Genomic DNA, 23,982 nt, shown 5'->3' on the forward strand with positions numbered 1-23,982 from the left:
CGCGGCCGTTCCGCGGGTACGCGAGAGGTCGCGCGGTCAGACGTTGAAGCCGAGCGCGCGCAGCTGCTCCCGGCCGTCGTCCGTGATCTTGTCCGGGCCCCACGGCGGCATCCAGACCCAGTTGATCTTCAGTTCCCGGACGAGCCCGTCGGTGGCGGACTTCGCCTGGTCCTCGATCACGTCCGTCAGCGGACAGGCCGCCGACGTCAGGGTCATGTCCAGCGTCGCGACGTTGGAGTCGTCGATGTGGATGCCGTAGATCAGGCCCAGGTTGACGACGTCGATGCCCAGCTCGGGGTCGACCACGTCGTACAGGGCCTCGCGGACCTCCTCCTCGGAGGCCGGCTTCATGGCGCCCGCCCCGGCCTCGGGGGCCGTGTCCACCGCGCTCTCGGTCGCGTTCTCGGTCGCGTTCTCGGTCATGCCGACTTCCTCACAGATGTATCGGAGTCCCCCAGCGCCTGAGCCGTCGCGTCCTTCCACGCCATCCAGCTGAGCAGCGCGCACTTCACCCGGGCCGGGTACTTGGACACCCCGGCGAACGCGACCGCGTCCTCCAGGATCTCCTCCATCGCGTCATCGGGCTCGATCTGACCCTTGGACTGCATCAGCTCCAGGAAGGTGCCCTGGATCTTCTGCGCCTCGGCCAGCTCCTTGCCGACGAGCAGCTCGTTGAGGACGGAGGCCGACGCCTGGCTGATGGAGCAGCCCTGGCCCTCGTACGAGACGTCCTCGATGCGGTCGCCGTCGTACTTCACGCGGAGCGTGATCTCGTCGCCGCACGTCGGGTTGACGTGGTGCACCTCGGCGTCGCCGTCCCGCAAGCCCCGCCCGTGGGGGTGCTTGTAGTGGTCCAGGATGACGTCCTGGTACATCGAATCCAGCTTCACAGCTCAGCCGCCCTATCCGAAGAAGTTACGGACGTGCTCCAGCCCCTCGACCAGGGCGTCGACCTCGGCCGGAGTGGAGTACAGATAGAACGACGCCCGCGTGGTCGCAGGAATTCCGTACCGCAGGCAGACCGGCCGCGCGCAGTGGTGGCCGACCCGGACCGCGATGCCCTGCTCGTCCAGCACCTGCCCCACGTCGTGGGGGTGGATGTCCCCGAGCGTGAAGGAGATCGCCGCGCCGCGGTCCTCGGCCGTCGTGGGGCCGATGATCCGCAGGTCCGGGACCTCCTGGAGGCGCCGGACGGCGTACTCGGTGATGGCGTGCTCGTGGCGCGCGATGTTCTCCATGCCGATCGCGGACAGGTAGTCCACGGCGGCACCGAGCCCGACGGCCTGGGCGATCGGGGGCGTACCGGCCTCGAACTTGTGCGGGGCCGGCGCGTAGGTCGAGGAGTGCATCGAGACGGTCTCGATCATCTCGCCGCCACCGAGGAAGGGCGGGAGGTCCTCCAGGAGCTCCTGCCGTCCCCACAGCACGCCGATGCCGGTCGGGCCGCACATCTTGTGGCCGGTGAAGGCCACGAAGTCGGCCTGGAGCGCCTGCACGTCCAGCACCATGTGCGGGGCCGCCTGGGAGGCGTCGATGCAGACGAGGGCACCGACCTCCTGGGCACGCCGGATGATCGTCTCGACCGGGTTCACCGTGCCGAGGAGGTTCGAGACCAGCGTGAAGGAGACGATCTTCGTCTTCTCGGTGATGACCTCCTCGATGTTCGAGAGGTCGAGACGGCCGTCGTCGGTGAGGCCGAACCACTTCAGCTTCGCGCCGGTGCGCTGCGAGAGCAGCTGCCACGGGACGATGTTGGAGTGGTGCTCCATCTCCGTGATCGCGATCTCGGTCTCGTGGTCCACGCGGTAGGGCTCGTCGGCCCAGCCCAGCATGTTGGCCACGAGGTTGAGCGACTCCGAGGCGTTCTTGGTGAAGATCACCTCGTCGCGGCTCGGCGCGTTGATGAAGGCGGCGACCTTGTCGCGGGCGCCCTCGTACAGCGCGGTGGCCTCCTCGGCGACCGTGTAGACGCCGCGGTGGACGTTGGCGTTGTGCCGCTCGTAGTACGTATTGAGGGCGTCGAGGACCTGGCGCGGCTTCTGCGAGGTCGCCGCGGAGTCCAGGTACACGATCTTCTTGCCGTCGTGGACCACGCGGTCCAGGAGCGGGAAGTCCTTGCGGATCGCCTCGGTGTCGAGGAGGCCGGTCAGCCCCTGATGGGCGGAAGTCACGCGGATGCGCCACCCTTCACGTACTTGTCGTAGCCCTCGTTCTCCAGCTGGTCGGCGAGCTCGGCGCCGCCGGACTCGACGATGCGGCCGTTCGCGAAGACGTGCACGAAGTCGGGCTTGATGTAGCGCAGGATGCGCGTGTAGTGCGTGATCAGCAGGGTGCCGACCTCGCCGGTCTCGCGGACGCGGTTGACGCCCTCGGAGACGATGCGCAGCGCGTCGACGTCCAGGCCGGAGTCGGTCTCGTCGAGGATCGCGATCTTCGGCTTGAGCAGCTCGAGCTGAAGGATCTCGTGGCGCTTCTTCTCACCGCCGGAGAAGCCCTCGTTGACGTTGCGCTCGGCGAAGGCCGGGTCCATGTGGAGCTTCTCCATGGCCTCCTTGACCTCCTTCACCCAGGTGCGGAGCTTGGGGGCCTCGCCGCGGACGGCGGTGGCGGAGGTGCGCAGGAAGTTGGAGACCGAGACACCGGGGACCTCGACCGGGTACTGCATGGCGAGGAACACGCCGGCGCGGGCGCGCTCGTCGACCGACATCTCCAGGACGTCCTCACCGTCGAGGGTGACGGTGCCGCCGGTGATCGTGTACTTCGGGTGTCCGGCCAGGGAGTACGCCAGGGTCGACTTGCCGGAGCCGTTCGGGCCCATGACCGCGTGGGTCTCGCCCTGCTTGATGGTCAGGTCGACGCCCTTGAGGATCTCGCGGGGGCCGTTCTCCGCATCGACGGAGACGTGCAGGTCGTGGATTTCGAGCGTTGCCATGGGTGACTCAGGACTCCTGGGTGACGGAGACGAGCACATCGTCCCCTTCGATCTTTACGGGGTATACGGGGACGGGGCGCGTCGCGGGAAGGCCGGACGGCTTGCCGGTGCGGAGGTCGAAGCTGGAGCCGTGCAGCCAGCACTCGATGGCGCAGTCCTCGACCTCGCCCTCGGAGAGGGAGACGTTGGCGTGCGAGCAGATGTCGTTGATGGCGAACACCTCGCCCTCGGTACGCACCACCGAGACGGGCGTGCCGTCGACCTCCACCCGCTTCGGGGTGTCGGCCTCCAGCTCGCTCAGCGCGCAGACGCGGACGAAGGCCATCAGACGGAGGCCTCCAGCTCGGCCTCGATCTTGGCGATCAGGCGCTCCTCGACGTCCGGCAGACCGATCTGCTGGACCAGCTCCGCGAAGAAGCCGCGGACGACCAGGCGGCGGGCGTCGGCCGCCGGGATGCCGCGGGACATCAGGTAGAACAGCTGCTCGTCGTCGAACCGGCCGGTGGCGGAGGCGTGGCCGGCGCCGGCGATCTCGCCGGTCTCGATCTCCAGGTTGGGGACGGAGTCGACCCGGGCGCCGTCGGTGAGGACGAGGTTCCGGTTGAGCTCGTAGGTGTCCGTGCCCTCGGCCGCGGCCTGGATGAGGACGTCACCGATCCACACGGCGTGCGCGTCCTGGCCCTGCAGCGCGCCCTTGTAGGCCACGTTGGAGGTGCAGTGCGGGGTGTTGTGGTCGACCAGGAGGCGGTGCTCCTGGTGCTGGCCGGCGTCGGTGAAGTACAGGCCGAACAGCTCCGCCGAACCGCCCGGGGCGGCGTAGGCCACGCGCGGGTGGATGCGGACCAGGTCGCCGCCGAAGGTCACCACGACCGACTTGAAGGAGGCGTCGCGGCCGACCAGCGCGTTGTGCTGGGCGACGTGGACGGCCTTCTCGTCCCAGTCCTGGACGGAGACGACGGTGAGCTTGGCGCCGTCGCCGAGGACGTAGTCGACGTTGGCGGCGAGCACCGCGTCACCGGTGTGGTCGATGACCACGACGGCCTCGGCGAAGGCGCCGAGCTCGATGACCTGGTGGCCGAAGGCGACCCCGCCCTCGCCGTGGACGGCGATGCGGATCGGCTCGGCGAGGACGGCCTCCTTGGCGACGGTGACGACCGAGGCCTTCTCGAAGGACGAGTACGCCTGGGCGGCGACGCGGTCGACGGGCGTGCCCGCCCGGCCGAGCCGCTCGTCGTCGCGGCCGACGGTCTCCACCGTGACGCCCTCGGGGGCCTGGATCTCGACCTTGACGCCCTCGCCCGTGGCCACCGCGGTGCCGTCGTGGAGCCCGCGCAGCCGCTCCAGCGGGGTGAAGCGCCACTCCTCCTCGCGGCCGTGCGGCACGGGGAAGTCCGCGACGTCGAAGGACGGGGGCGCGCTCATGCGCGTGGCGACGGTGGACTCGGCGGCCACCGCGATCGAGCCGGCGGTGGTGGAGCCCGCCGGGATGTTCTGGGCCTCAGCCATGGCTGTCGTGTTGCTCTCTTCCTGCGTACGTGGAAACGGTCGCTGCTGGTGCGGAGGGACTTAGCCGACCGCGCCTTCCATCTGCAGCTCGATCAGCCGGTTGAGCTCCAGCGCGTACTCCATCGGGAGCTCCTTCGCGATGGGCTCGACGAAGCCGCGGACGATCATGGCCATGGCCTCGAACTCGGTGAGGCCGCGGCTCATCAGGTAGAACAGCTGGTCCTCGGAGACCTTGGAGACCGTGGCCTCGTGGCCCATGGAGACGTCGTCCTCGCGCACGTCCACGTAGGGGTACGTGTCGGAGCGGGAGATGGTGTCGACGAGCAGCGCGTCGCAGAGCACGTTGGACTTGGCGCCCGGGGCACCCTCGCCGATCTCGATGAGACCGCGGTAGGAGGTGCGGCCGCCGCCTCGCGCCACCGACTTGGAGACGATGTTGGAGGAGGTGTTCGGGGCCATGTGGACCATCTTGGCGCCGGCGTCCTGGTGCTGGCCCTCGCCCGCGAAGGCGATGGAGAGGGTCTCGCCCTTGGCGTGCTCGCCCATGAGGTAGACGGCCGGGTACTTCATGGTGACCTTGGAGCCGATGTTGCCGTCGACCCACTCCATGGTGGCGCCCTCGTAGGCGACGGCGCGCTTGGTCACCAGGTTGTAGACGTTGTTCGACCAGTTCTGGATGGTCGTGTAGCGGCAGCGGCCGCCCTTCTTGACGATGATCTCGACCACGGCGCTGTGCAGCGAGTCCGAGGAGTAGATCGGCGCGGTGCAGCCCTCGACGTAGTGGACGTAGGCGTCCTCGTCGACGATGATCAGCGTCCGCTCGAACTGGCCCATGTTCTCCGTGTTGATGCGGAAGTAGGCCTGGAGCGGGATCTCGACGTGCACGCCCTTGGGGACGTAGATGAACGAGCCGCCGGACCACACGGCCGTGTTGAGCGAGGCGAACTTGTTGTCGCCGACCGGGATGACGGTGCCGAAGTACTCCTTGAAGAGTTCCTCGTGCTCCTTCAGCGCGGTGTCGGTGTCGACGAAGATGACGCCCTGCTCCTCCAGGTCCTCGCGGATCTGGTGGTAGACGACCTCGGACTCGTACTGGGCGGCGACACCGGCGACGAGGCGCTGCTTCTCCGCCTCCGGGATGCCGAGCTTGTCGTACGTGTTCTTGATGTCCTCCGGGAGGTCCTCCCAGGACTCCGCCTGCTTCTCGGTGGACCGAACGAAGTACTTGATGTTGTCGAAGTCGATGCCCGACAGGTCGGAGCCCCAGGTCGGCATGGGCTTCTTGTCGAACAGCTTCAGCCCCTTGAGACGCAGCTTCAGCATCCACTCGGGCTCGTTCTTCTTCGCGGAGATGTCGCGGACGACGTCCTCGCCCAGGCCGCGCTTGGCGGCGGCACCGGCCGCGTCGGAGTCGGCCCAGCCGTACTCGTACCGACCCAGGCCCTCGAGCTCGGGGTGGCTGATCTCGGTGGTCATGCGGGGTTCCTCCCGGCCGTGCTTGCGGATGCTGTTTCGGTGGTCTGTGGGGCGCCGTGCGGGATGAACGTGGTACAGACGCCGTCACCATGCGCGATGGTGGCGAGACGCTGGACGTGCGTTCCCAGGAGGCGGGAGAAGATCTCCGTTTCCGCCTCGCACAGCTGGGGGTACTGCTCGGCGACGTGGGCGACCGGGCAGTGGTGCTGGCAGAGCTGCTCGCCGACCGGCGCGTTCCGCGCGGTGGCAGCGTACCCGTCCGCCGTCAGGGCCTTGGCCAGCGCCTCGGTCCGGCGTTCGGGCGGGGCCGACTCCACGGCCTCGCGGTAGGACTCGGCCTGGGCCTCGATCCGGTCGCGGGCGAAGGCGGCGACGGCCGCCTCTCCTCCGGCGTTGCGCTCGATCCAGCGGAGCGCCTCGACGGCGAGGGAGTCGTACGACTGGTCGAAGGCGTCCCGGCCGCAGTCGGTGAGCGCGAAGACCTTGGCGGGACGTCCCCGGGCCCGGGTCCCGTAGACCCGCTTCTCCCGGGGTTCGACGACCTTCTCGGCGACGAGCGCGTCGAGGTGGCGCCGGACGGCTGCCTGGGTGAGGCCGAGCCGCTCGGCCAGATCGGCGACGGTCGACGGCCCGTGGTCCAGGATCGAGCGCGCGACCCGGTTGCGCGTCGAACGCTCACGGGTCGCGAGTTCCTCCACGGGAGCCGCGCCTACGTTTTTCACAACGCCATTGTTGCGTAATTAATCCGGGGGTGACAAGCGAGGCCCGGACCGGTGACGGTGCTCTGCGTCACGCAGGTAAGGCTTACCTGACCTGCGGAAACGATCACTCCGGACCGGTCGCGGGAGCCGCCGGACGCGCCACGGCGCGGCCCGTCGCGGCCATCGCCCGGGTGAAGGAGACGGCGTTGCGGACGGCCGCGCCGCCCGGGTCGTTGTTGAGGAACACGTACACGTCGGCCCCCTCCGGCCAGCTCGCGGCCACCCTGTCGGCCCAGCTCACGAGCGCCTGCCGGCCATAGGCCGGCCACGGCCGCGCCCGTCCCTCGTGCAGCCGCAGATAGCCCCAGCCGGCCGTCCGCCACAGCGGGGTGAGCGGCCGGGACCCGCGGTCCGCCCAGCACAGGGCGGCGCCCCGGGCGGCGAGGACGGAGGCGATCTCCTCGGTCCACCAGGTCTCGTGCCGCGGCTCGACCGCGACGCGCACCCCGGACGGGAAGCGGGCCAGCGCGGCGTCGAGGAGACCGGCGTCGGCGCGGAGCGTGGGCGGCAGCTGGAGCAGCACCGGCCCGAGCCGGTCGCCGAGGGCCCGCGCCCGGCCCAGCAGCCGTTCCACGGGCTCCTCGGGGTCCCTGAGGCGTTTGACGTGCGTGAGGAAACGGCTGGCCTTCACGGCCATGACGAACCCCTCCGGCGTACGGTCGCGCCACTCGGCGAAGGTGTGGCGTTCGGGCAGCCGGTAGAAGGCGTTGTTGTTCTCCACGGCGGCGAACCGGCGCGCGTACTCCTCCAGCCAGAGCCGCTGGGGCAGGCCCTCCGGGTAGAGGACCCCGCGCCAGTCCCGGTACTGCCAGCCTGAGGTACCGACGAACACGGGCATACGACAGCGGTTGCCCCGTTCGGCGCGGCTCACCCGGCGCGGGCGCTCGCGGATCCGGAAACGGCGGCCGGCCCCGGGCGGGCCCCGCGCCGAGACCGCCCCGCCGGGCTCTCTAGACTTCCCGGCATGCGAGAAAAGTCCGTCGACACCGCCGTCCGTGTGCGCGGCCTGGTCAAGCGGTACGGCAACAGGACCGCCGTCGACGGCCTCGACCTCGACGTGCGGACCGGCACCGTCACCGCCGTCCTCGGCCCCAACGGGGCCGGCAAGACCACCACCGTCGAGACCTGCGAGGGCTACCGCCGGGCCGACGCCGGCACCGTCCGCGTCCTCGGCCTCGACCCGGTCGCCGACGCCGCCGCCCTGCGCCCCAGGATCGGCGTCATGCTCCAGTCCGGCGGGGTCTACTCCGGCGCCCGCGCCGAGGAGATGCTCCGCCACATGGCGAAACTGCACGCCCACCCGCTGGACGTGGACGCCCTGATCGAGCGCCTGGGCCTCGGCTCCTGCGGGCGTACGGTCTACCGGCGCCTCTCCGGCGGCCAGCAGCAGCGCCTCGCCCTCGCCCTGGCCGTCGTCGGGCGCCCCGAACTCGTCTTCCTCGACGAGCCGACGGCCGGCCTGGACCCGCAGGCCCGCCGTGCCACCTGGGACCTCGTCCGGGAGCTGCGCGCCGACGGCGTCACCACGGTGCTGACCACGCACTTCATGCAGGAGGCCGAGGAGCTCGCCGACGACGTCGCGATCGTCGACGCCGGCCGGGTCGTCGCCCAGGGCAGCCCCGAGGAGCTGTGCCGGGGCGGGGCCGAGAACACCCTGCGCTTCACCGGCCGCCCCGGCCTCGACCTCGGCTCGCTGCTCAAGGCGCTGCCCGACGGCACGGCCGCGGCCGAGCTCACCCCGGGCGCGTACCGGATCAGCGGCGACGTGGACCCGCAGCTGCTCGCCACCGTCACCACCTGGTGCGCCCAGCACGGCGTCATGCCCGAGGGCATCGCGGTCGAGCGCCACACCCTCGAGGACGTCTTCATGGAGCTGACCGGCAAGGAGCTGCGCGGATGAGCACGGGAACCTACTCCCCGAGGCCCGGGGCGGCCCCGGTCGGCCGGATGATCGCCGCCCAGGCGGCCCTGGAGACCCGGATGCTGCTGCGCAACGGCGAGCAGCTGCTGCTCACCGTGGTCATCCCCTCGCTGCTGCTGGTCCTCTTCTCCACCGTCGACGTCGTCGACACGGGCGCGGAGAAGGCCGTCGACTTCCTCGCCCCGGGCGTCCTGGCCCTCGCCGTGATGTCCACCGCCTTCACCGGCCAGGCCATCGCGACCGGCTTCGAGCGCCGCTACGGGGTCCTCAAGCGGCTCGGCGCCTCCCCGCTCCCCCGCTGGGCGCTGATGACCGCCAAGACGCTGTCGGTGCTGGTCACCGAGGTCCTGCAGATCGCGCTCCTCACGGTGATCGCGTTCGCGCTCGGCTGGTCCCCGGAGGGCGGCCCGCTCCCGGTGGCCCTGCTCCTGATCCTCGGTACGGCGGCCTTCTCGGGCCTGGGGCTGCTCATGGCCGGCACGCTCCGGGCCGAGGCCACGCTGGCCGCCGCCAACCTGGTCTTCCTGCTGCTCCTGGTCGGCGGCGGGGTGATCGTCCCGCTGGAGAAGTTCCCGGACGCGGCCCGCGCGGTGCTCGAACTGCTGCCGATCTCGGCCCTCTCCGGCGGCCTCCGGGACGTGCTGCGGGGCGGGGCGGGCATGCCCTGGGGCGACGCCCTGATCCTGGCCGTCTGGGCGGTCCTGGGGCTCGGCGCGGCGGCCCGGTTCTTCCGCTGGGAGTAACCGGATCGTTCCGTTCAGGTACTTTCGACCCCCTCGTGAAAGCGTGCACAAGCCCCGGCCTACGATAGGGCGCGTGCTGAACCCCCTCGCCTCCATCGCCCGGCGCTGGACCCCGTCCCCCCGGACGCTCCGACGCGCAGCGCTCTCCGTCGTCGTGATGAGCGTGGTCATCATCGTCACGGGCGGCACGGTGCGGCTGACCGGTTCCGGTCTCGGCTGCGACACCTGGCCCAAGTGCACGGACGACAGCCTCTTCGCCACCCCCGAGCAGGGCCTCCACGGTGCCATCGAGTTCGGCAACCGCCTGCTGACGTACGTGCTGTCGGCTGCGGTCGGCTGGGCGATCGTCGCCGCCCGCTCCACCAAGCCGTGGCGGCGCGGGCTGACCCGGCTCGGCTGGGCGCAGTTCTGGGTCGTCGTGCTCAACGCGGTCCTCGGCGGCATCACCGTGCGCCTCGAACTGAACCCGTGGACGGTCGCGGCCCACTTCGTCGCCGCCAACCTGCTCCTCACCGTCGCGGTGATCACCTGGCAGCGCACCCGCGAGGGCGACACCGCGCCCCGCCCACGCGTCCCGGGCCCGGTTCGCAAGCTGTCCTGGGCGATCACCGGCGTCTCCGCGCTGCTCATCGTCCTCGGCACGGGGGTGACCGGTTCCGGCAAGCACGCCGGTGACAGCAGCGAGGTCCCCCGTATGCCGTGGGACTGGACCGCCGCCGCGCACGTGCACGCCATCGCCGCCTGGGTGGTCTGCGCCCTCGCCGTCGCGATGTGGCTGGTGCTGCGGGTCGTCGACGCCCCGGACGACACCCGGGCCCGCGCCCGTGACCTGCTGCTGGTCCTCCTCGCTCAGGGGGCGATCGGCTACGTCCAGTACTTCACCGGCGTCCCCGAGCTGCTGGTCGGCCTGCACATGCTCGGCTCGTCCCTGATGTGGATCGCGGTGCTGCGGCTCGCCCTGAGCCTGCGCGAGCGCCCGGTCCCGGCCCCGGAGATCCCGGCCCAGGCCGACCCGGAGCCCGCCACCGTCTGAGCGGCGTCCGGGCGTACCGGACAGGCCGGAGGCCCGCCACCGTCGACGGTGGCGGGCCTCCGGCGTGTCCTCAGGGCAGGCGGTAGACGCGGCGCGCGTTCTCCGCGGCCAGCATCGCGGCGACCCGCCGGGCGTCCGCCGGCGACCAGGCCCCGTCCCCGACCCACTCCCCCAGCACCCTGGTGAGGGCCGACCGGAAGGTGTGCGCGGCGACCACGTGCAGCTCCGGCAGCCCGTCGGCGCCGCTGGAGAACAGCAGCTTGCCGAACGGAGCGAGCTCCAGGACCTCGGCGAGGACGGCCGCCGCGCGGGCTCCGGTACGGGCGAGGGCCGGGCCGAGGTCGGCGTGGACGTGGGGGTGGATCCCGGTCAGCCGGGCCGCCGTGCGGTGGTGCGGGTACGCGTGCATCAGCACCAGGTCGGTGCCGAGTCCGGCGGTGGCGGCGGCGAAGCCGGCGAGGCTGCCCGGGTCCCGGTCGCCGGTGTGCAGCTGGAGGGGGCGCCCGGTGGTGACGGCGATCCAGACCAGGTGGCGCAGCAGGACGGGATCGGCCGTCCGGTCGCCGGCTCGGCGTGCGGCCAGGCACCGCCCGGCGGCGCGGCGTACCTCGGCGGGGTCCGGCGGGCCGGGCAGGGCGGCGAGCCCGCTGTGCGCGGCCGTCACGGAGGTGAAGGCGACGGCGCGGACGGCGGCGCCGTGGACGGCCTCGGCCAGATTGGCGAGGAAGGCGTCGACCGTGCCCGAGGTGGCGGCGACCTCCTCGGCGAGGAGTTCGAGGCGGACGATCTCGTGGGCGGTGGCGGCGCCCGTGGCGGCCAGCTCGTCCGGCCCCGTGAGGTCGCCCGGGGGGCCGGTGTCGACGAGGTAGGTGGCGATGCCGGAGGAGCGCAGCAGCCGCCGGCCGGTCTCCCCGACGCCCAGCTCGCGGCGGCGGGCCAGGTAGCGGGCCGGCGGGCAGTGCGGTTCCAGGCCGAGCAGCGGCGGGCACCAGCGGCGCACGGCGAAGCCGGTCTGGGTGTCGAAGAAGGTGGTGCCGGGGGCGGGCGTGGAGCCGCCCGCGCCGAGGCGGGCCTCGAAGGTGCCGAGGCCGAGCTCCGTACGGAGTACGCCGTGGCAGTACTGGTCCACCAGGCTCGGTATGTCGATCATCTCGGGGGGCTCCCTGTGTGGACGTGTCGGCACACGTCCTAACGGGTGAGCCCCGCGCGAGGTTGTCGCCCGGCGGCGGGCCGGCCGCCGAAACCGGTCCCGCGCGGCGGCGGACACGGCGGTTCCGCGGCGGCGGCCGTACCGGGCGTCAGCGGTTGGCGGGGCCGCCGATCTGGATGCCGGCCATGCGGGACCACTCGTACGGTCCGGTGACGACCTTGGCGGCGAACTCGCCGTCGAACTCCTCGTGGAGCGTCAGCCCGGCCTTCTCGGCGGCCTGCTGGGCGATCGCGTAGGTGGGCGCCACGAGGTCGCCCCAGCCGCCGTCCTCGCCGACGAGGACGATCCGGGTGCCGGCCTGGCCGATGTGGGCGAGCTGCCCCTCGGCGCCGCCGTGCTCCGCGGCGAAGGCCCGGATCTCCTTGGCGAGCTTGGCCGCCTTGCGGTCCGACTGCTTCGTGACCGTCGTCGTCTCTGCCGTGGTGTCTGCCATGACAGGGATGCTACCGAGCGGTAGATCGACTGACGACGGCCGGGCCACGTGGGACAGCCCACACGGCCCGGCCGTCGGCGGAGTCCTCGGTGCCTACCGCAGGAAGGGGTCCACCGCGACCGCGACGAACAGCAGCGAGACGTAGGTGATGGACCAGTGGAAGAGGCGCATCTCCTTCAGCTTGGCGCCGGTGACCTCGGCCTTGGCCCGGTTGAGGAGCCCGTGGGCCTCCCAGAGCCACCAGCCGCCGGTGACGAGCGCCACGGCCGTGTAGAACCAGCCGGTGTAGCCCAGCGGGGTGAGCAGCAGCGAGACGGCCACCATGACCCAGCTGTAGGCGACGATCTGCTTGGCCACGACCTTGTTGGAGGCGAGGACCGGGAGCATGGGGACGCCGGCGCGCGCGTAGTCGTCCTTCACCTTCATGGAGAGCGGCCAGTAGTGCGGCGGCGTCCAGAAGAAGATCACCAGGAAGAGGATGATCGCGGCCCAGGACATCGAGTTGGTGACGGACGACCAGCCGATGAGGACCGGCAGGCAGCCGGCGATGCCGCCCCAGACGATGTTCTGCGCGGTGCGCCGCTTCAGGATCATCGTGTAGACGACCACGTAGAAGAGGAGCGCGCCGAGCGAGAGCGCCGCCGACAGCCAGTTGACGAGCAGGCCGAACCAGAGCGTCGAGACGACGGCGAGGGTGAGGCCGAAGACCAGGCCCTCGCGCGGCGTGAGGACGCCGGTCACCAGCGGCCGCTGGGAGGTGCGGTCCATGAGCGCGTCGATGTCGCGGTCGATGTACATGTTCAGCGCGTTGGCGCCGCCCGCGGAGAGGTAGCCGCCGAAGCAGGTGGCGAGGACCAGCCACAGGTCCGGGACGCCCTGCTCGGCGAGGAACATCACCGGAACGGTGGTGATGAGCAGCAGCTCGATGATTCGCGGCTTCGTCAGCGCCACGAATGCCTTGACGCGGGCCCCGAACGGCCGATGGCCCCCCGGGCTGGGAGTCAAGACGACCCCTGCGGGTCGGGACTCGACGGCCGTCACGCACACCCCTGACAGAGAAATCCCAGCAAGCTCCCCGGATGAAGGCGGGGTGAAACTTGCGCGTACCACGCCACTGTAGACGTTGCCCAGACGCCGATCTTCGCGGGGGTGGGGTCGTGTTGAGGCGCCCCGCCCGGGGACGCCGGGCCTCCCCCGGGCGGGTGCCCCGGAGCCGGCCCGCCGCCACGCCGTCCCACCTGGTGGACAGGGTTTCGATGACGACTCGGTGACGACGCGGGCGCGGTCGGCGGACCGTTCGGGAGGCGAAGTCCCGCCGTCGGCGGCAGTCTGGCTCTGTCCGCTCATTTGAGGGGCATGACCCCGAAAAGAGGGGGCTTTCTCGGGGGTAGGCTCGACAACACCGGTGCACCCTCCGTGACCGGCTTCCGACTTGTGGAGAGGAGCCCTGACCCAGGGTGAGCACTCAGCCGACCACCACAGACCTCGAGTGGACCGAATTGGACCAGCGGGCCGTCGACACCGCCCGCGTCCTGGCCGCGGACGCCGTACAGAAGGTCGGCAACGGCCATCCCGGTACGGCGATGAGCCTCGCGCCCGCCGCGTACACCCTTTTCCAGAAGGTGATGCGGCACGACCCCTCCGACCCCGAGTGGGTCGGGCGCGACCGGTTCGTCCTCTCCGCGGGCCACTCGTCCCTGACCCTCTACACCCAGCTGTACCTGGGTGGCTTCGGTCTCGAACTGGACGACCTGAAGTCCTTCCGCACCTGGGGCTCGAAGACCCCGGGTCACCCCGAGTACGGCCACACCGCCGGCGTGGAGACCACCACGGGCCCGCTGGGCCAGGGTGTCGCCAACGCCGTGGGCATGGCGATGGCCGCCCGCTACGAGCGCGGTCTGTTCGACCCGGAGGCCGCCGCCGGCACCTCCCCGTTCGACCACCGCGTCTACGTGATCGCCGGTGACGGCTGCCTCCAGGAGGGCATCTCCGCCGAGGCGTCCTCGCTGGCCGGCCACCAGAAGCTCGGCAACCTGATCATGCTGTGGGACGACAACCACATCTCGATCGAGGGCGACACCGAGACCGCCGTGTCCGAGGACACGATGAAGCGGTACGAGGCGTACGGCTGGCACGTCCAGCGCGTCGAGCCCAAGGCCGACGGCGACCTGGACCCGGCCGCCCTCTTCGCGGCGATCAGGGCCGCGGAGGCGGAGACCGAGCGCCCGTCGTTCATCGCGATGCGCTCGATCATCGCCTGGCCCGCCCCGAACGCGCAGAACACCGAGGCCGCCCACGGCTCGGCGCTCGGCGACGAGGAGGTCGCGGCCACCAAGCGCGTCCTGGGCTTCGACCCGGAGAAGACCTTCGAGGTCTCCGAGGAGGTCATCGCGCACACCCGTGGCCTCGGTGACCGCGGCCGCGAGGCCCGCGCCGCCTGGGAGAAGTCGCTCGCGGAGTGGCGTACGGCCAACCCGGAGCGGGCGGCCCTGTTCGACCGCGTCCAGGCGAACGAGCTGCCGGCCGGCTGGGCGGAGAAGATCCCGGTCTTCGAGCCCGGCAAGAGCGTCGCGACCCGCGCCGCCTCCGGCAAGGTCCTCCAGGCGCTCGGCTCGGTCATCCCCGAGCTGTGGGGCGGCTCCGCCGACCTGGCCGGCTCGAACAACACGACGATCGACAAGGGCTCGTCCTTCCTGCCGGCGGGCAACCCGCTGCCGGAGGCCGACCCGTACGGCCGCACGATCCACTTCGGCATCCGCGAGCACGCCATGGCCGCGGAGATGAACGGCATCGCGCTGCACGGCAACACGCGCATCTACGGCGGCACCTTCCTGGTGTTCTCCGACTACATGCGCAACGCCGTGCGCCTGTCGGCGCTGATGCACCTGCCGGTGACGTACGTGTGGACGCACGACTCGATCGGTCTCGGCGAGGACGGTCCGACCCACCAGCCGGTCGAGCACCTGGCCTCGCTGCGGGCCATCCCGGGCCTGAACCTGGTCCGGCCGGCCGACGCCAACGAGACGGCCATCGCCTGGCGCGAGATCATGCTGCGCCACACCAAGGTCTTCGGCAAGGGCGCCCCGCACGGTCTGGCCCTCACCCGCCAGGGCGTGCCCACCTACGCGCCGAACGAGGCCGCGGCCAAGGGCGGCTACGTGCTGTTCGACGCCGAGGGCGGCCAGGCCGAGGTGGTCCTCATCGCGACCGGCTCCGAGGTGCACCTGGCCGTGGAGGCCCGGGAGCAGCTGCAGGCGGCCGGTGTGCCGACCCGTGTGGTGTCGATGCCGTCGGTGGAATGGTTCGAGGAGCAGGACCAGGAGTACAAGGACTCCGTGCTGCCGCCGTCGGTCAGGGCCCGGGTCGCGGTCGAGGCCGGTGTCGGACTGACGTGGCACAAGTACGTGGGCGACGCCGGCCGGATCGTCTCGCTGGAGCACTTCGGTGCCTCGGCGGACGCGAAGGTCCTGTTCCGCGAGTTCGGGTTCACCCCGGAGGCGATCGTCGCCGCCGCGCGGGAATCCCTGGACGCCGCGGCGCGCTGACGCCCTTAGATACGACTTTTGGAGAACCTCTCATGACAGACGCTCTCAAGCGCCTCTCCGACGAAGGCGTCGCGATCTGGCTCGACGACCTCTCGCGCCAGCGGATCACCTCCGGCAACCTGGCCGAGCTCATCGACCAGAACCACGTGGTGGGTGTGACCACCAACCCGTCCATCTTCCAGAAGGCCATCTCCGAGGGCCACGGCTACGACCAGCAGCTGGCCGACCTCGCCGCCCGCCGGGTGACCGTGGAAGAGGCCATCCGCATGATCACGACGGCGGACGTCCGTGACGCCGCCGACATCCTGCGGCCGGTCTTCGACGCGACCGACGGTCAGGACGGCCGGGTCTCCATCGAGGTGGACCCGCGCCTGGCCCACGACACGCACGCCACCGTCGCCGAGGCCAAGCAGCTGGCCTGGCTGGTGGACCGTCCCAACACCCTGATCAAGATCCCGGCGACCCAGGCGGGTCTGCCGGCGATCACCGAGGTCATCGGCCTCGGCATCAGCGTCAACGTGACGCTGATCTTCTCGCTCGAGCGCTACCGCGCGGTCATGGACGCCTACCTGGCCGGTCTGGAGAAGGCCCGCGAGCGCGGCCTCGACCTCTCCACGATCCACTCGGTGGCCTCCTTCTTCGTCTCCCGCGTGGACACGGAGATCGACAAGCGCCTGGACGGCATCGGCACCGACGAGGCCAAGGCCCTCAAGGGCAAGGCCGCCCTGGCCAACGCCCGCCTGGCCTACGAGGCGTACGAGGAGGTGTTCTCCTCCGAGCGCTGGCAGGCCCTGGACAGGGCGCAGGCCAACAAGCAGCGTCCGCTGTGGGCCTCGACCGGCGTCAAGGACCCCGCGTACAAGGACACGCTGTACGTCGTGGACCTGGTCGCCCCGGGCACGGTCAACACCATGCCCGAGGCCACCCTGGAGGCCACCGCCGACCACGGCGAGGTCACCGGTGACACGATCCGCGGCACGTACGACGCGTCCCGGGAGGTCCTGGAGTCCGTCGCGAAGCTGGGCATCGGCTACGACGAGGTCGTCCAGCTGCTGGAGGACGAGGGCGTCCAGAAGTTCGAGGCGTCCTGGAACGACCTGCTCAAGTCCACCGAGGCGGAGCTGCAGCGCCTCGCACCTTCGGAGGCGTAAGCACCTTGAGCGCTGTCCACGGAGCCAACCCGCTCCGTGACGCCGCAGACCGACGGCTCCCGCGCATCGCGGGGCCGTCGGGTCTGGTGATCTTCGGCGTCACGGGCGATTTGTCCCGTAAGAAGCTGATGCCCGCCGTCTACGACCTGGCCAACCGCGGCCTGCTGCCGCCGGGCTTCTCGCTCATCGGCTTCGCCCGCCGCGAGTGGCAGGACGAGGACTTCGCGCAGGAGGTCTACGAGGCCGTCAAGCAGCACGCGCGCACCCCCTTCCGCGAGGAGGTGTGGCAGCAGCTGATCCAGGGGATGCGTTTCGTCCAGGGCGACTTCGACGACGACGACGCCTTCGACCAGCTCAAGACGACGATCGAGGAGCTGGACAAGGCGCAGGGGACGGGCGGCAACTTCGCCTTCTACCTCTCCGTGCCGCCGAAGTTCTTCCCGCTGGTCGTGCAGCAGCTGAAGAAGCACGGCCTGGCCGACCAGAAGAACGGATCCTGGCGCCGCGCGGTCATCGAGAAGCCCTTCGGACATGACCTGGCCTCCGCCAAGGAGCTCAACGAGGTCGTCCACGAGGTCTTCCCGCCCGAGGCGGTCTTCCGCATCGACCACTACCTCGGCAAGGAGACCGTCCAGAACATCCTGGCCCTCCGCTTCGCCAACACCCTCTTCGAGCCGATCTGGAACCGGTCGTACGTCGACCACGTGCAGATCACCATGGCCGAGGACATCGGCATCGGCGGCCGGGCCGGCTACTACGACGGCATCGGCGCCGCCCGCGACGTCATCCAGAACCACCTGCTCCAGCTGCTCGCGCTGACCGCGATGGAGGAGCCCGCCTCCTTCGACGCCGACGCGCTCGCCGCCGAGAAGACCAAGGTCCTCGGCGCGGTGAAGCTGCCGAAGGACCTGGGCAAGAGCACGGTGCGCGCACAGTACGCGGCCGGGTGGCAGGGCGGCGAGAAGGCCGTCGGCTACCTCCAGGAAGAGGGCATCAACCCGGAGTCGAAGACCGACACCTACGCGGCGATCAAGCTGGAGATCGACAACCGCCGCTGGGCGGGCGTCCCCTTCTACCTGCGGACGGGCAAGCGCCTGGGCCGCCGCGTCACCGAGATCGCGGTCGTCTTCCAGCGCGCCCCGCACTCCCCCTTCGACCACACCGCGACCGAGGAGCTCGGCCGCAACGCCATCGTGATCCGGGTCCAGCCGGACGAGGGCGTCACGGTGCGGTTCGGTTCGAAGGTGCCGGGTACGCAGATGGAGATCCGGGACGTCTCGATGGACTTCGCCTACGGCGAGTCGTTCACGGAGTCCAGCCCCGAGGCGTACGAGCGGCTCATCCTCGACGTCCTGCTCGGCGACTCCAACCTCTTCCCGCGGGTCGAGGAGGTCGAGCTGTCCTGGAAGATCCTCGACCCGATCGAGCAGTTCTGGGACACGCACGGCAAGCCCGCGCAGTACCAGTCCGGGACCTGGGGTCCGGTCGAGGCGGACGAGATGCTCGCACGAGACGGACGGAGCTGGCGCCGGCCATGAAGACCGACCTGACGGACACCACGTCCTCGAAGATCAACAAGGCGCTGGTGCTCGGGCGGCGGGCGATCGGCACCCCGGCCGTCGGCATGGTGCTCACCCTCGTCATCGTCACCGACGAGGAGAACGCCTACGACGCGCTGAGGGCGGCCAACGAGGCGTCCCGCGAGCACCCCTCGCGGACCCTGGTCGTCATCAAGCGGGTCTCGCGCTCGCCGCGGGACCGGGCCAAGACGCGGCTCGACGCCGAGGTCCGCCTCGGCGCCGACGCGAGCACCGGGGAGACGGTGGTCCTGCGGCTGTACGGCGAGGTCGTCGACCACGCCCAGTCGGTGGTCCTTCCGCTGCTGCTGCCCGACGCGCCCGTGGTCGTCTGGTGGCCGGTCAACGCCCCCGCCGACCCGGCGAACGACCCGCTGGGCGCCCTCGCCCAGCGCCGGGTCACGGACACCTACGCCGCCGAGCAGCCCATCCAGGAGCTCATAGGCCGGGCCGAGACCTACACCCCGGGCGACACGGATCTGTCGTGGACCCGGATCACCCCGTGGCGCTCGATGCTGGCCGCCGCGCTCGACCAGGTCGCGTGCGAGGTCACCTCGGCCGAGGTCGAGGGCGAGGAGTTCAACCCGAGCGTCGAACTGCTCGCGATGTGGGTGGCCGAGCGGCTGAAGGTGCCGGTACGGCGCTCGAAGTCGGCGGGACCCGGTCTCACCTCCGTACGGCTGGAGACCAGCGCGGGCCCGATCGTGCTGGACCGGGCGGACGGCTCGCTCGCCACGCTCTCCATCCAGGGCCAGCCGGACCGCGGCGTGGCGCTCAAGCGCCGCGAGACGGCCGAGCTGATCGCGGAGGAGCTGCGCCGGCTCGACCCGGACGACACCTACGCGGCGGCGCTCCGGTTCGGTCTGGAGCGGCTCGACGAGCGGGCGGCGACCACCGCGCCCGAGCCGGCCGCCCCGGAGGCGGAGCCGGCGCCGGCCGCGGAGCCCGCCCCCGCCGCGGCGGAGGCCGCGGAGACGGACGGAGGCGAGGGGACGGACGGCGCCGCCGAGCCCGCGCCGAAGGCCGCCTCCAAGAAGGCCCCGGCCAAGAAGGCGGCGGCCAGGTGACCGCCCCCCAGCTGGTCGTGCACCGCGACAAGGAGCTGATGGCCCAGGCCGCCGCGGCCCGGCTCATCACCCGGATCGTGGACGCGCAGGCGACGCGCGGGACGGCCTCGGTCGTGCTGACCGGCGGCCGGAACGGCAACGGCCTGCTCGCGGCGCTCGGTTCGGCGCCCGCCCGGGACGCGATCGACTGGTCGCGGCTCGACCTGTGGTGGGGCGACGAGCGGTTCCTGCCCGAGGGCGACCCCGAGCGGAACGTGACCCAGGCCCGGGAGGCGCTGCTCGACCGGGTGCCGCTGGACCCGGCGCGGGTGCACGCGATGCCCGCCTCGGACGGTCCTCACGGTGACGACGCCGACGCGGCCGCCGCCGCGTACGCGGCCGAGCTGGCCGCCGCCGCGGGCCCCGACGGCCTCGACGGGGTGCCCTCCTTCGACGTGCTGATGCTGGGCGTCGGGCCGGACACGCACGTGGCCTCGCTCTTTCCGGAGCTGCCGGCGGTCCGGGAGACCGAGCGGACGGTGGTCGGGGTGCACGGCGCGCCCAAGCCGCCGCCGACCCGGATCTCCCTGACGCTCCCGGCGATCCGGGCGGCGAAGGAGGTCTGGCTGCTCGCGGCCGGCGAGGACAAGGCCAAGGCGGCGGCGCTCGCGCTGTCCGGCGCGGGCGAGGTCCAGGTCCCGGCGGCCGGTGCCCGGGGTCGCTCGCGCACCCTGTGGCTGCTGGACGCGGCGGCCGCCGCGGAGCTGCCGCGGAGCCTGTACCCGCACGCGACGGCCTGACCGCGGAGGTCACCGGAACAGGACGGAGGCCCGGTTCACCCGAGGGTGGGCCGGGCCTTCGTCGTGTCCGGGACGTGGGCGTCCGGGGTGTCGGCGTCCCGGGTGTGCGCGTCCGGGGCGTGCGCGTCCGGGGCGTGCGCGGGCTCCAGGAAAGGGGCGAGCAGGCCGGGTACGGCCTCGGCGGCGAAGGCGAGGCCCTGGTCCACCCCGGCGTCCGGGACGGTGTACGCGCCCGCGCCGGCGGCCGTGGTCGCGGTCACCGTCAGGAGGCCGGCGCGGCGCTGGACGTACGACTGCTTGACGGTCCATCCGATGACGCCGGAGCGCCGGAGGGCGACGGTCGACCGGCGGATCGTGCCCGAACGGGCCACCAGATAGGGGCCGCTGACGGCGTGTCCGAGCGAGCGGTAGGCGTCGCGGGCGAGGAGCACGGCGAGCGGGGCGAGGACGGCGGCCCCGCCGGCCGCCACGTACAGCAGGACCGGGGTGAGGAGAACGCCGAGGACGGCGAGGGCCGCGGCCGGGAGGAGGACGGCGGCGAGCGCCCACCGCAGCCGGCGGGTCCCGGCGGCGCGGGGGTGGGCGGCCAGCGGCGCGGACGTGGGCGGTTCGGCCTCGCGCAGCACCTGGGCGGCGACCCGGTCGGCCGTACGGCGCTCCGCGGCCGGCAGCAGGTTCTTCAGGTCGCCGTGCCGGTCGTCGTCGTCCTCGACCAGGCCGGTGGCGACGGCGTCCACCCGGGCGGCGCCGCAGAGGCGCACGCCGAGCGGTTCGACCAGCTCGACGCCGCGCAGCCGGCGCTCCTCGATCGAGACCGAGCGGGCGGTGAGCAGTCCGCGGCGGACCCGCAGGGTGCCGCCGGGCTCGCGCTCCAGGCGGTAGTTGCCCCACATCTCGACCCACAGGCCGAGGGCGCCGAGAGCTCCGGCGGCGGTGGCGACGAGGACGAGGGCGAGGACCGTCCAGGGCAGCGGGACGTCCTGGAAGCGGTCCCCTATCCAGTGGATGACCTCCCCCTGGGCGCCGAACCACTCGCTGACCTGGAGCACGGCGCCGGCGGCGGCACCGCCGAGGGCGGGGGCGACGAAGGAGACGGGGGCGTAGCGGATCCAGCGCGGGTCGAGGACGGCGAGGGCGCCGTCGTGGCGCGGGTCGCCGGGAGCGGCCGCGGGCCGGACCAGAAGCTCCCGGCGGAGCCGTTCGCCCTCGGCGCGGGCGACCAGGTCGAGTTCGAGGGTGGACTCGGCCCCACCGGTGCTCTCGCCGGTGCCGATGCGGACCTTGACGAGCCCGAGGACGCGCTGGAGGGGGTTGGCGGTGAGGTCGACGCTGCGGATCCGCTCCCGGGCCAGGGAGCGGCGTTTGAGCAGCAGGAGCCCGGTGTGGAGGTCGACCCGTTCGGGTCCGTCCCGGTAGCGGGTGCGGCGCAGGCGGACGAGGTCGGCGGCGGTGCCGCCGAGGACGAGGAGGAGGGCGCCCGCGATCACCCAGACGACGGCGTGCGCCGCCGGCGTCCCTGCGATGCCGACCGCCAGGGGCAGACCGGCGCCCGCGGCGACCCCGCAGAGAACGGCCGCGGTGACGGCCGGCGTGCGGGGGTCGAGGCGCCGCCACTGTCCCGGCTCCCCCGGTCCCCCGGCGTCCGGGCCGCCGTCCGCGCTCATGTGGCGTCCCCGGGCGTGGCCTGGGTGAGGGAGGTCAGCCGCTCGCCGAGCGCGGCGGCCAGCTCGTGGTCCAGGCCCTCGATCCGCAGGGCCCCCTTGGAGGAGGCCGTGGTCACCGTGACGGTGCCGAGCCGGAACAGCTGCTCCAGCGGGCCGCGTACGGTGTCGACGGTCTGGATCCGGGAGAGCGGGGCGATCCGCCACTCCTGCCACAGGGCCCCGGTACGGACGTAGACCGCCTCGTCGGTGACCTCCCAGCGGTGTACCCGGAACCACCAGAGGGGGAGGAACGCGGTACCGGCGAGGCCCGCCACCGCCACGAGGGCGGCGGCGGGGACCAGCCAGGTCCTGGCGGGCCCGACGAGGGCGCCGAGGAGGCCGAGGACCGCCGCCGGGGCGGCGGTGGCCATCAGGCAGCGGGTGCGCCACCAGGCGACGGCCCGCCGGTCGACGGCGTTCCTCGGCGGCCGGAGCCGTACCGCGCCCTCCCCCGTCACCGGATCAGCTCCGGCCGCGCAGCGTGCGGTAGGCCGCGACCAGTCCGGCGGTGGAGCTGTCGAGCTCCTCGCCGCCCGTGCCCTCGGTCAGCACGGGCTCGATCCGCTTGGCGAGGACCTTGCCGAGCTCGACGCCCCACTGGTCGAAGGAGTCGATGTCCCAGATGGCGCCCTGGACGAACACCTTGTGCTCGTAGAGCGCGACCAGCTGACCGAGGACGGACGGGGTGAGGGCGTCCGCGAGGATCGTCGTGGTCGGGTGGTCGCCGCGGAAGGTCTTGTGCGCGACGAGCTCCTCCGGGACGCCCTCGGCCCGTACCTCCTCGGGGGTCTTGCCGAAGGCCAGCGCCTGCGTCTGGGCGAAGAAGTTCGCCATCAGCAGGTCGTGCTGGGCGACGAGGCCCGGAGCCAGGCCGTCCACGGGGCGGGCGAAGCCGATGAAGTCGGCCGGGACGAACAGGGTGCCCTGGTGGATCAGCTGGTAGTAGGCGTGCTGGCCGTTGGTGCCGGGGGTGCCCCAGACGACGGGACCGGTCTGCCAGTCGACCGGGCGGCCCTGGCGGTCCACCGACTTGCCGTTGGACTCCATGTCGAGCTGCTGGAGGTAGGCGGTGAACTTCGACAGGTAGTGGGAGTACGGCAGGACGGCGTGCGACTGGGCGCCGAAGAAGCCGCCGTACCAGACGCCGAGGAGGCCGAGGAGGAGCGGCGCGTTCTCCTCGGGCGGCGCGGTGCGGAAGTGCTCGTCGACGAGGTGGAAGCCGTCGAGCATCTCGCGGAAGCGCTCCGGGCCGATGGCGATCATCAGGGAGAGGCCGATGGCCGAGTCGTACGAGTAACGGCCGCCGACCCAGTCCCAGAACTCGAACATGTTGGCGGTGTCGATGCCGAACTCCTCGACCTTGCCCGCGTTGGTCGAGAGGGCCACGAAGTGCCGCGCCACGGCCTCCTGTCCGGCTCCGAGGCCCGACAGGAGCCACTCGCGGGCGGAGGTGGCGTTGGTGATCGTCTCGATGGTGGTGAAGGTCTTCGAGGCGACGATGAAGAGGGTCTCGGCCGGGTCGAGGTCCACGATCGCCTCGTGGAGGTCGGCGCCGTCCACGTTGGAGACGAAACGGAACGTCAGGTCGCGCCGCGTGTAGGAGCGCAGGACCTCGTAGGCCATGGCGGGTCCGAGGTCGGAGCCGCCGATGCCGATGTTGACGATGTTCTTGACGGGCTTTCCGGTGTGGCCGGTCCACTCGCCCGCCCGGACCTTGTCGGCGAAGGCGGCCATCTTGTCGAGGACGGCGTGGACGCGGGGGACCACGTTCTCCCCGTCGACCTCGACGACGGCGTCGCGCGGAGCGCGCAGCACGGTGTGGAGGACCGCCCGGTCCTCGGTGGTGTTGATCTTCTCGCCGCGGAACATGGCGTCGCGGAGCTCGGCCACGCCGGTGGCGGCGGCCAGTTCGCGCAGCAGGGTCAGCGTCTCGTCGGTGACGAGGTGCTTGGAGTAGTCCAGGTAGAGGTCACCGACGCGCAGCGTGTGGTCGGTGCCGCGCGTCGGGTCGGCGGCGAACAGCTCCCGCAGCCGGGTGCCTTCCAGCTGCTCCCGGTGCTTGGCGAGGGCCGCCCACTCGGGCAGCTGGTTGAGCCTCGTACGGCCTGTGCTGGTCATCTCGGACATCGCCCACTTCTTCTCGTG

23 protein-coding genes are annotated in these 23,982 nt (G+C 71.8%); 8 read left to right on the plus strand and 15 right to left on the minus strand.

Annotated elements, in window-relative coordinates:
* Window positions 1-36 precede the first annotated feature (36 nt).
* The 9 genes from ABTY40_RS07480 to ABTY40_RS07520 all read right to left on the minus strand — a co-directional run bounded on the left by ABTY40_RS07480 (window position 37) and on the right by ABTY40_RS07520 (window position 7,513).
* A complete protein-coding gene (locus tag ABTY40_RS07480) occupies window positions 37-351 on the minus strand; it encodes a metal-sulfur cluster assembly factor (RefSeq protein ID WP_309053396.1) in 315 nt (104 codons plus the stop codon).
* Window positions 352-419: 68 nt separating this feature from the next.
* Window positions 420-890, minus strand: coding sequence for a Fe-S cluster assembly sulfur transfer protein SufU (gene sufU / locus ABTY40_RS07485; protein ID WP_309053395.1), 471 nt, complete (start codon window positions 888-890; stop codon window positions 420-422).
* Between the two features lie 12 nt (window positions 891-902).
* On the minus strand, window positions 903-2,171 hold the full coding sequence (locus ABTY40_RS07490; RefSeq protein WP_309053394.1) for a cysteine desulfurase: 1,269 nt from the start codon (window positions 2,169-2,171) through the stop codon (window positions 903-905).
* Window positions 2,168-2,932, minus strand: coding sequence for a Fe-S cluster assembly ATPase SufC (sufC, locus tag ABTY40_RS07495; protein WP_352058646.1), 765 nt, complete (start codon window positions 2,930-2,932; stop codon window positions 2,168-2,170). The genes ABTY40_RS07490 and sufC overlap by 4 nt, the downstream gene beginning before the upstream one ends.
* A gap of 7 nt (window positions 2,933-2,939) precedes the next feature.
* A complete protein-coding gene (locus ABTY40_RS07500) occupies window positions 2,940-3,257 on the minus strand; it encodes a bifunctional 3-phenylpropionate/cinnamic acid dioxygenase ferredoxin subunit (protein ID WP_030492833.1) in 318 nt (105 codons plus the stop codon).
* Window positions 3,257-4,438, minus strand: a complete 1,182-nt coding sequence (sufD, locus tag ABTY40_RS07505; RefSeq protein ID WP_352058647.1) for a Fe-S cluster assembly protein SufD — start codon at window positions 4,436-4,438, stop codon at window positions 3,257-3,259. The genes ABTY40_RS07500 and sufD overlap by 1 nt, the downstream gene beginning before the upstream one ends.
* Before the next feature lie 60 nt (window positions 4,439-4,498).
* Window positions 4,499-5,914, minus strand: a complete 1,416-nt coding sequence (sufB, locus tag ABTY40_RS07510; protein WP_352058648.1) for a Fe-S cluster assembly protein SufB — start codon at window positions 5,912-5,914, stop codon at window positions 4,499-4,501.
* Window positions 5,911-6,636, minus strand: a complete 726-nt coding sequence (locus ABTY40_RS07515) for a helix-turn-helix transcriptional regulator (RefSeq protein WP_309050704.1) — start codon at window positions 6,634-6,636, stop codon at window positions 5,911-5,913. The genes sufB and ABTY40_RS07515 overlap by 4 nt, the downstream gene beginning before the upstream one ends.
* A gap of 103 nt (window positions 6,637-6,739) precedes the next feature.
* Window positions 6,740-7,513, minus strand: coding sequence for a DUF72 domain-containing protein (locus ABTY40_RS07520; RefSeq protein ID WP_352058649.1), 774 nt, complete (start codon window positions 7,511-7,513; stop codon window positions 6,740-6,742).
* Window positions 7,514-7,639: 126 nt separating this feature from the next.
* Between ABTY40_RS07520 and ABTY40_RS07525 the strand changes: the two genes are divergently transcribed.
* From ABTY40_RS07525 to ABTY40_RS07535, 3 genes are read left to right on the plus strand one after another with little or no spacing between them, the layout of a single operon-like run.
* A complete protein-coding gene (locus ABTY40_RS07525) occupies window positions 7,640-8,575 on the plus strand; it encodes an ABC transporter ATP-binding protein (RefSeq protein ID WP_352058650.1) in 936 nt (311 codons plus the stop codon).
* Complete coding sequence (locus ABTY40_RS07530; protein WP_352058651.1) at window positions 8,572-9,339, plus strand: ABC transporter permease; 768 nt, start codon at window positions 8,572-8,574, stop codon at window positions 9,337-9,339. Before ABTY40_RS07525 ends, ABTY40_RS07530 begins: the two co-directional genes overlap by 4 nt.
* 43 nt (window positions 9,340-9,382) lie before the next feature.
* On the plus strand, window positions 9,383-10,372 hold the full coding sequence (locus ABTY40_RS07535) for a COX15/CtaA family protein (RefSeq protein ID WP_502990510.1): 990 nt from the start codon (window positions 9,383-9,385) through the stop codon (window positions 10,370-10,372).
* A gap of 70 nt (window positions 10,373-10,442) precedes the next feature.
* Here the strand turns inward: ABTY40_RS07535 and ABTY40_RS07540 are convergent, their stop codons facing one another.
* The 3 genes from ABTY40_RS07540 to ABTY40_RS07550 all read right to left on the minus strand — a co-directional run bounded on the left by ABTY40_RS07540 (window position 10,443) and on the right by ABTY40_RS07550 (window position 13,062).
* On the minus strand, window positions 10,443-11,522 hold the full coding sequence (locus tag ABTY40_RS07540) for an amidohydrolase family protein (protein WP_352058653.1): 1,080 nt from the start codon (window positions 11,520-11,522) through the stop codon (window positions 10,443-10,445).
* A 148-nt stretch (window positions 11,523-11,670) separates the two neighbouring features.
* The gene (locus tag ABTY40_RS07545; RefSeq protein WP_352058654.1) at window positions 11,671-12,015 is read right to left on the minus strand and encodes a hypothetical protein; all 345 of its coding nucleotides are present in this window, start codon (window positions 12,013-12,015) and stop codon (window positions 11,671-11,673) included.
* A 93-nt stretch (window positions 12,016-12,108) separates the two neighbouring features.
* On the minus strand, window positions 12,109-13,062 hold the full coding sequence (locus ABTY40_RS07550) for a heme o synthase (RefSeq protein ID WP_345280818.1): 954 nt from the start codon (window positions 13,060-13,062) through the stop codon (window positions 12,109-12,111).
* Window positions 13,063-13,472: 410 nt separating this feature from the next.
* Between ABTY40_RS07550 and tkt the strand changes: the two genes are divergently transcribed.
* The 5 genes from tkt to pgl are packed head-to-tail and all read left to right on the plus strand — an operon-like array spanning window position 13,473 to window position 20,134.
* The gene (tkt, locus tag ABTY40_RS07555) at window positions 13,473-15,560 is read left to right on the plus strand and encodes a transketolase (RefSeq protein ID WP_352058655.1); all 2,088 of its coding nucleotides are present in this window, start codon (window positions 13,473-13,475) and stop codon (window positions 15,558-15,560) included.
* Window positions 15,561-15,592: 32 nt separating this feature from the next.
* Window positions 15,593-16,711: a transaldolase gene (gene tal / locus ABTY40_RS07560; protein ID WP_352058656.1), complete on the plus strand. Its 1,119-nt coding sequence runs from the start codon at window positions 15,593-15,595 to the stop codon at window positions 16,709-16,711.
* Between the two features lie 5 nt (window positions 16,712-16,716).
* Window positions 16,717-18,249: a glucose-6-phosphate dehydrogenase gene (gene zwf / locus ABTY40_RS07565; RefSeq protein WP_352058657.1), complete on the plus strand. Its 1,533-nt coding sequence runs from the start codon at window positions 16,717-16,719 to the stop codon at window positions 18,247-18,249.
* The gene (gene opcA / locus ABTY40_RS07570; RefSeq protein ID WP_352058658.1) at window positions 18,246-19,355 is read left to right on the plus strand and encodes a glucose-6-phosphate dehydrogenase assembly protein OpcA; all 1,110 of its coding nucleotides are present in this window, start codon (window positions 18,246-18,248) and stop codon (window positions 19,353-19,355) included. The genes zwf and opcA overlap by 4 nt, the downstream gene beginning before the upstream one ends.
* A complete protein-coding gene (gene pgl, locus ABTY40_RS07575; protein ID WP_352058659.1) occupies window positions 19,352-20,134 on the plus strand; it encodes a 6-phosphogluconolactonase in 783 nt (260 codons plus the stop codon). The genes opcA and pgl overlap by 4 nt, the downstream gene beginning before the upstream one ends.
* 35 nt (window positions 20,135-20,169) lie before the next feature.
* Here the strand turns inward: pgl and ABTY40_RS07580 are convergent, their stop codons facing one another.
* Genes ABTY40_RS07580 through pgi form a run of 3 tightly spaced genes read right to left on the minus strand, consistent with a single transcriptional unit; the run spans window position 20,170 to window position 23,964 of the window.
* Window positions 20,170-21,798 (minus strand): PH domain-containing protein, encoded by a 1,629-nt coding sequence (locus ABTY40_RS07580; RefSeq protein ID WP_352058660.1) that lies wholly within the window; start codon window positions 21,796-21,798, stop codon window positions 20,170-20,172.
* Window positions 21,795-22,295: a PH domain-containing protein gene (locus ABTY40_RS07585; protein WP_352058661.1), complete on the minus strand. Its 501-nt coding sequence runs from the start codon at window positions 22,293-22,295 to the stop codon at window positions 21,795-21,797. The genes ABTY40_RS07580 and ABTY40_RS07585 overlap by 4 nt, the downstream gene beginning before the upstream one ends.
* Before the next feature lie 4 nt (window positions 22,296-22,299).
* Window positions 22,300-23,964, minus strand: coding sequence for a glucose-6-phosphate isomerase (pgi, locus tag ABTY40_RS07590; RefSeq protein ID WP_502990511.1), 1,665 nt, complete (start codon window positions 23,962-23,964; stop codon window positions 22,300-22,302).
* Window positions 23,965-23,982 lie beyond the last annotated feature (18 nt).

It is taken from the genome of Streptomyces sp. NPDC126503 (assembly GCF_040302405.1).
Taxonomy (GTDB): Bacteria; Actinomycetota; Actinomycetes; order Streptomycetales; family Streptomycetaceae; genus Streptomyces; species Streptomyces gulbargensis.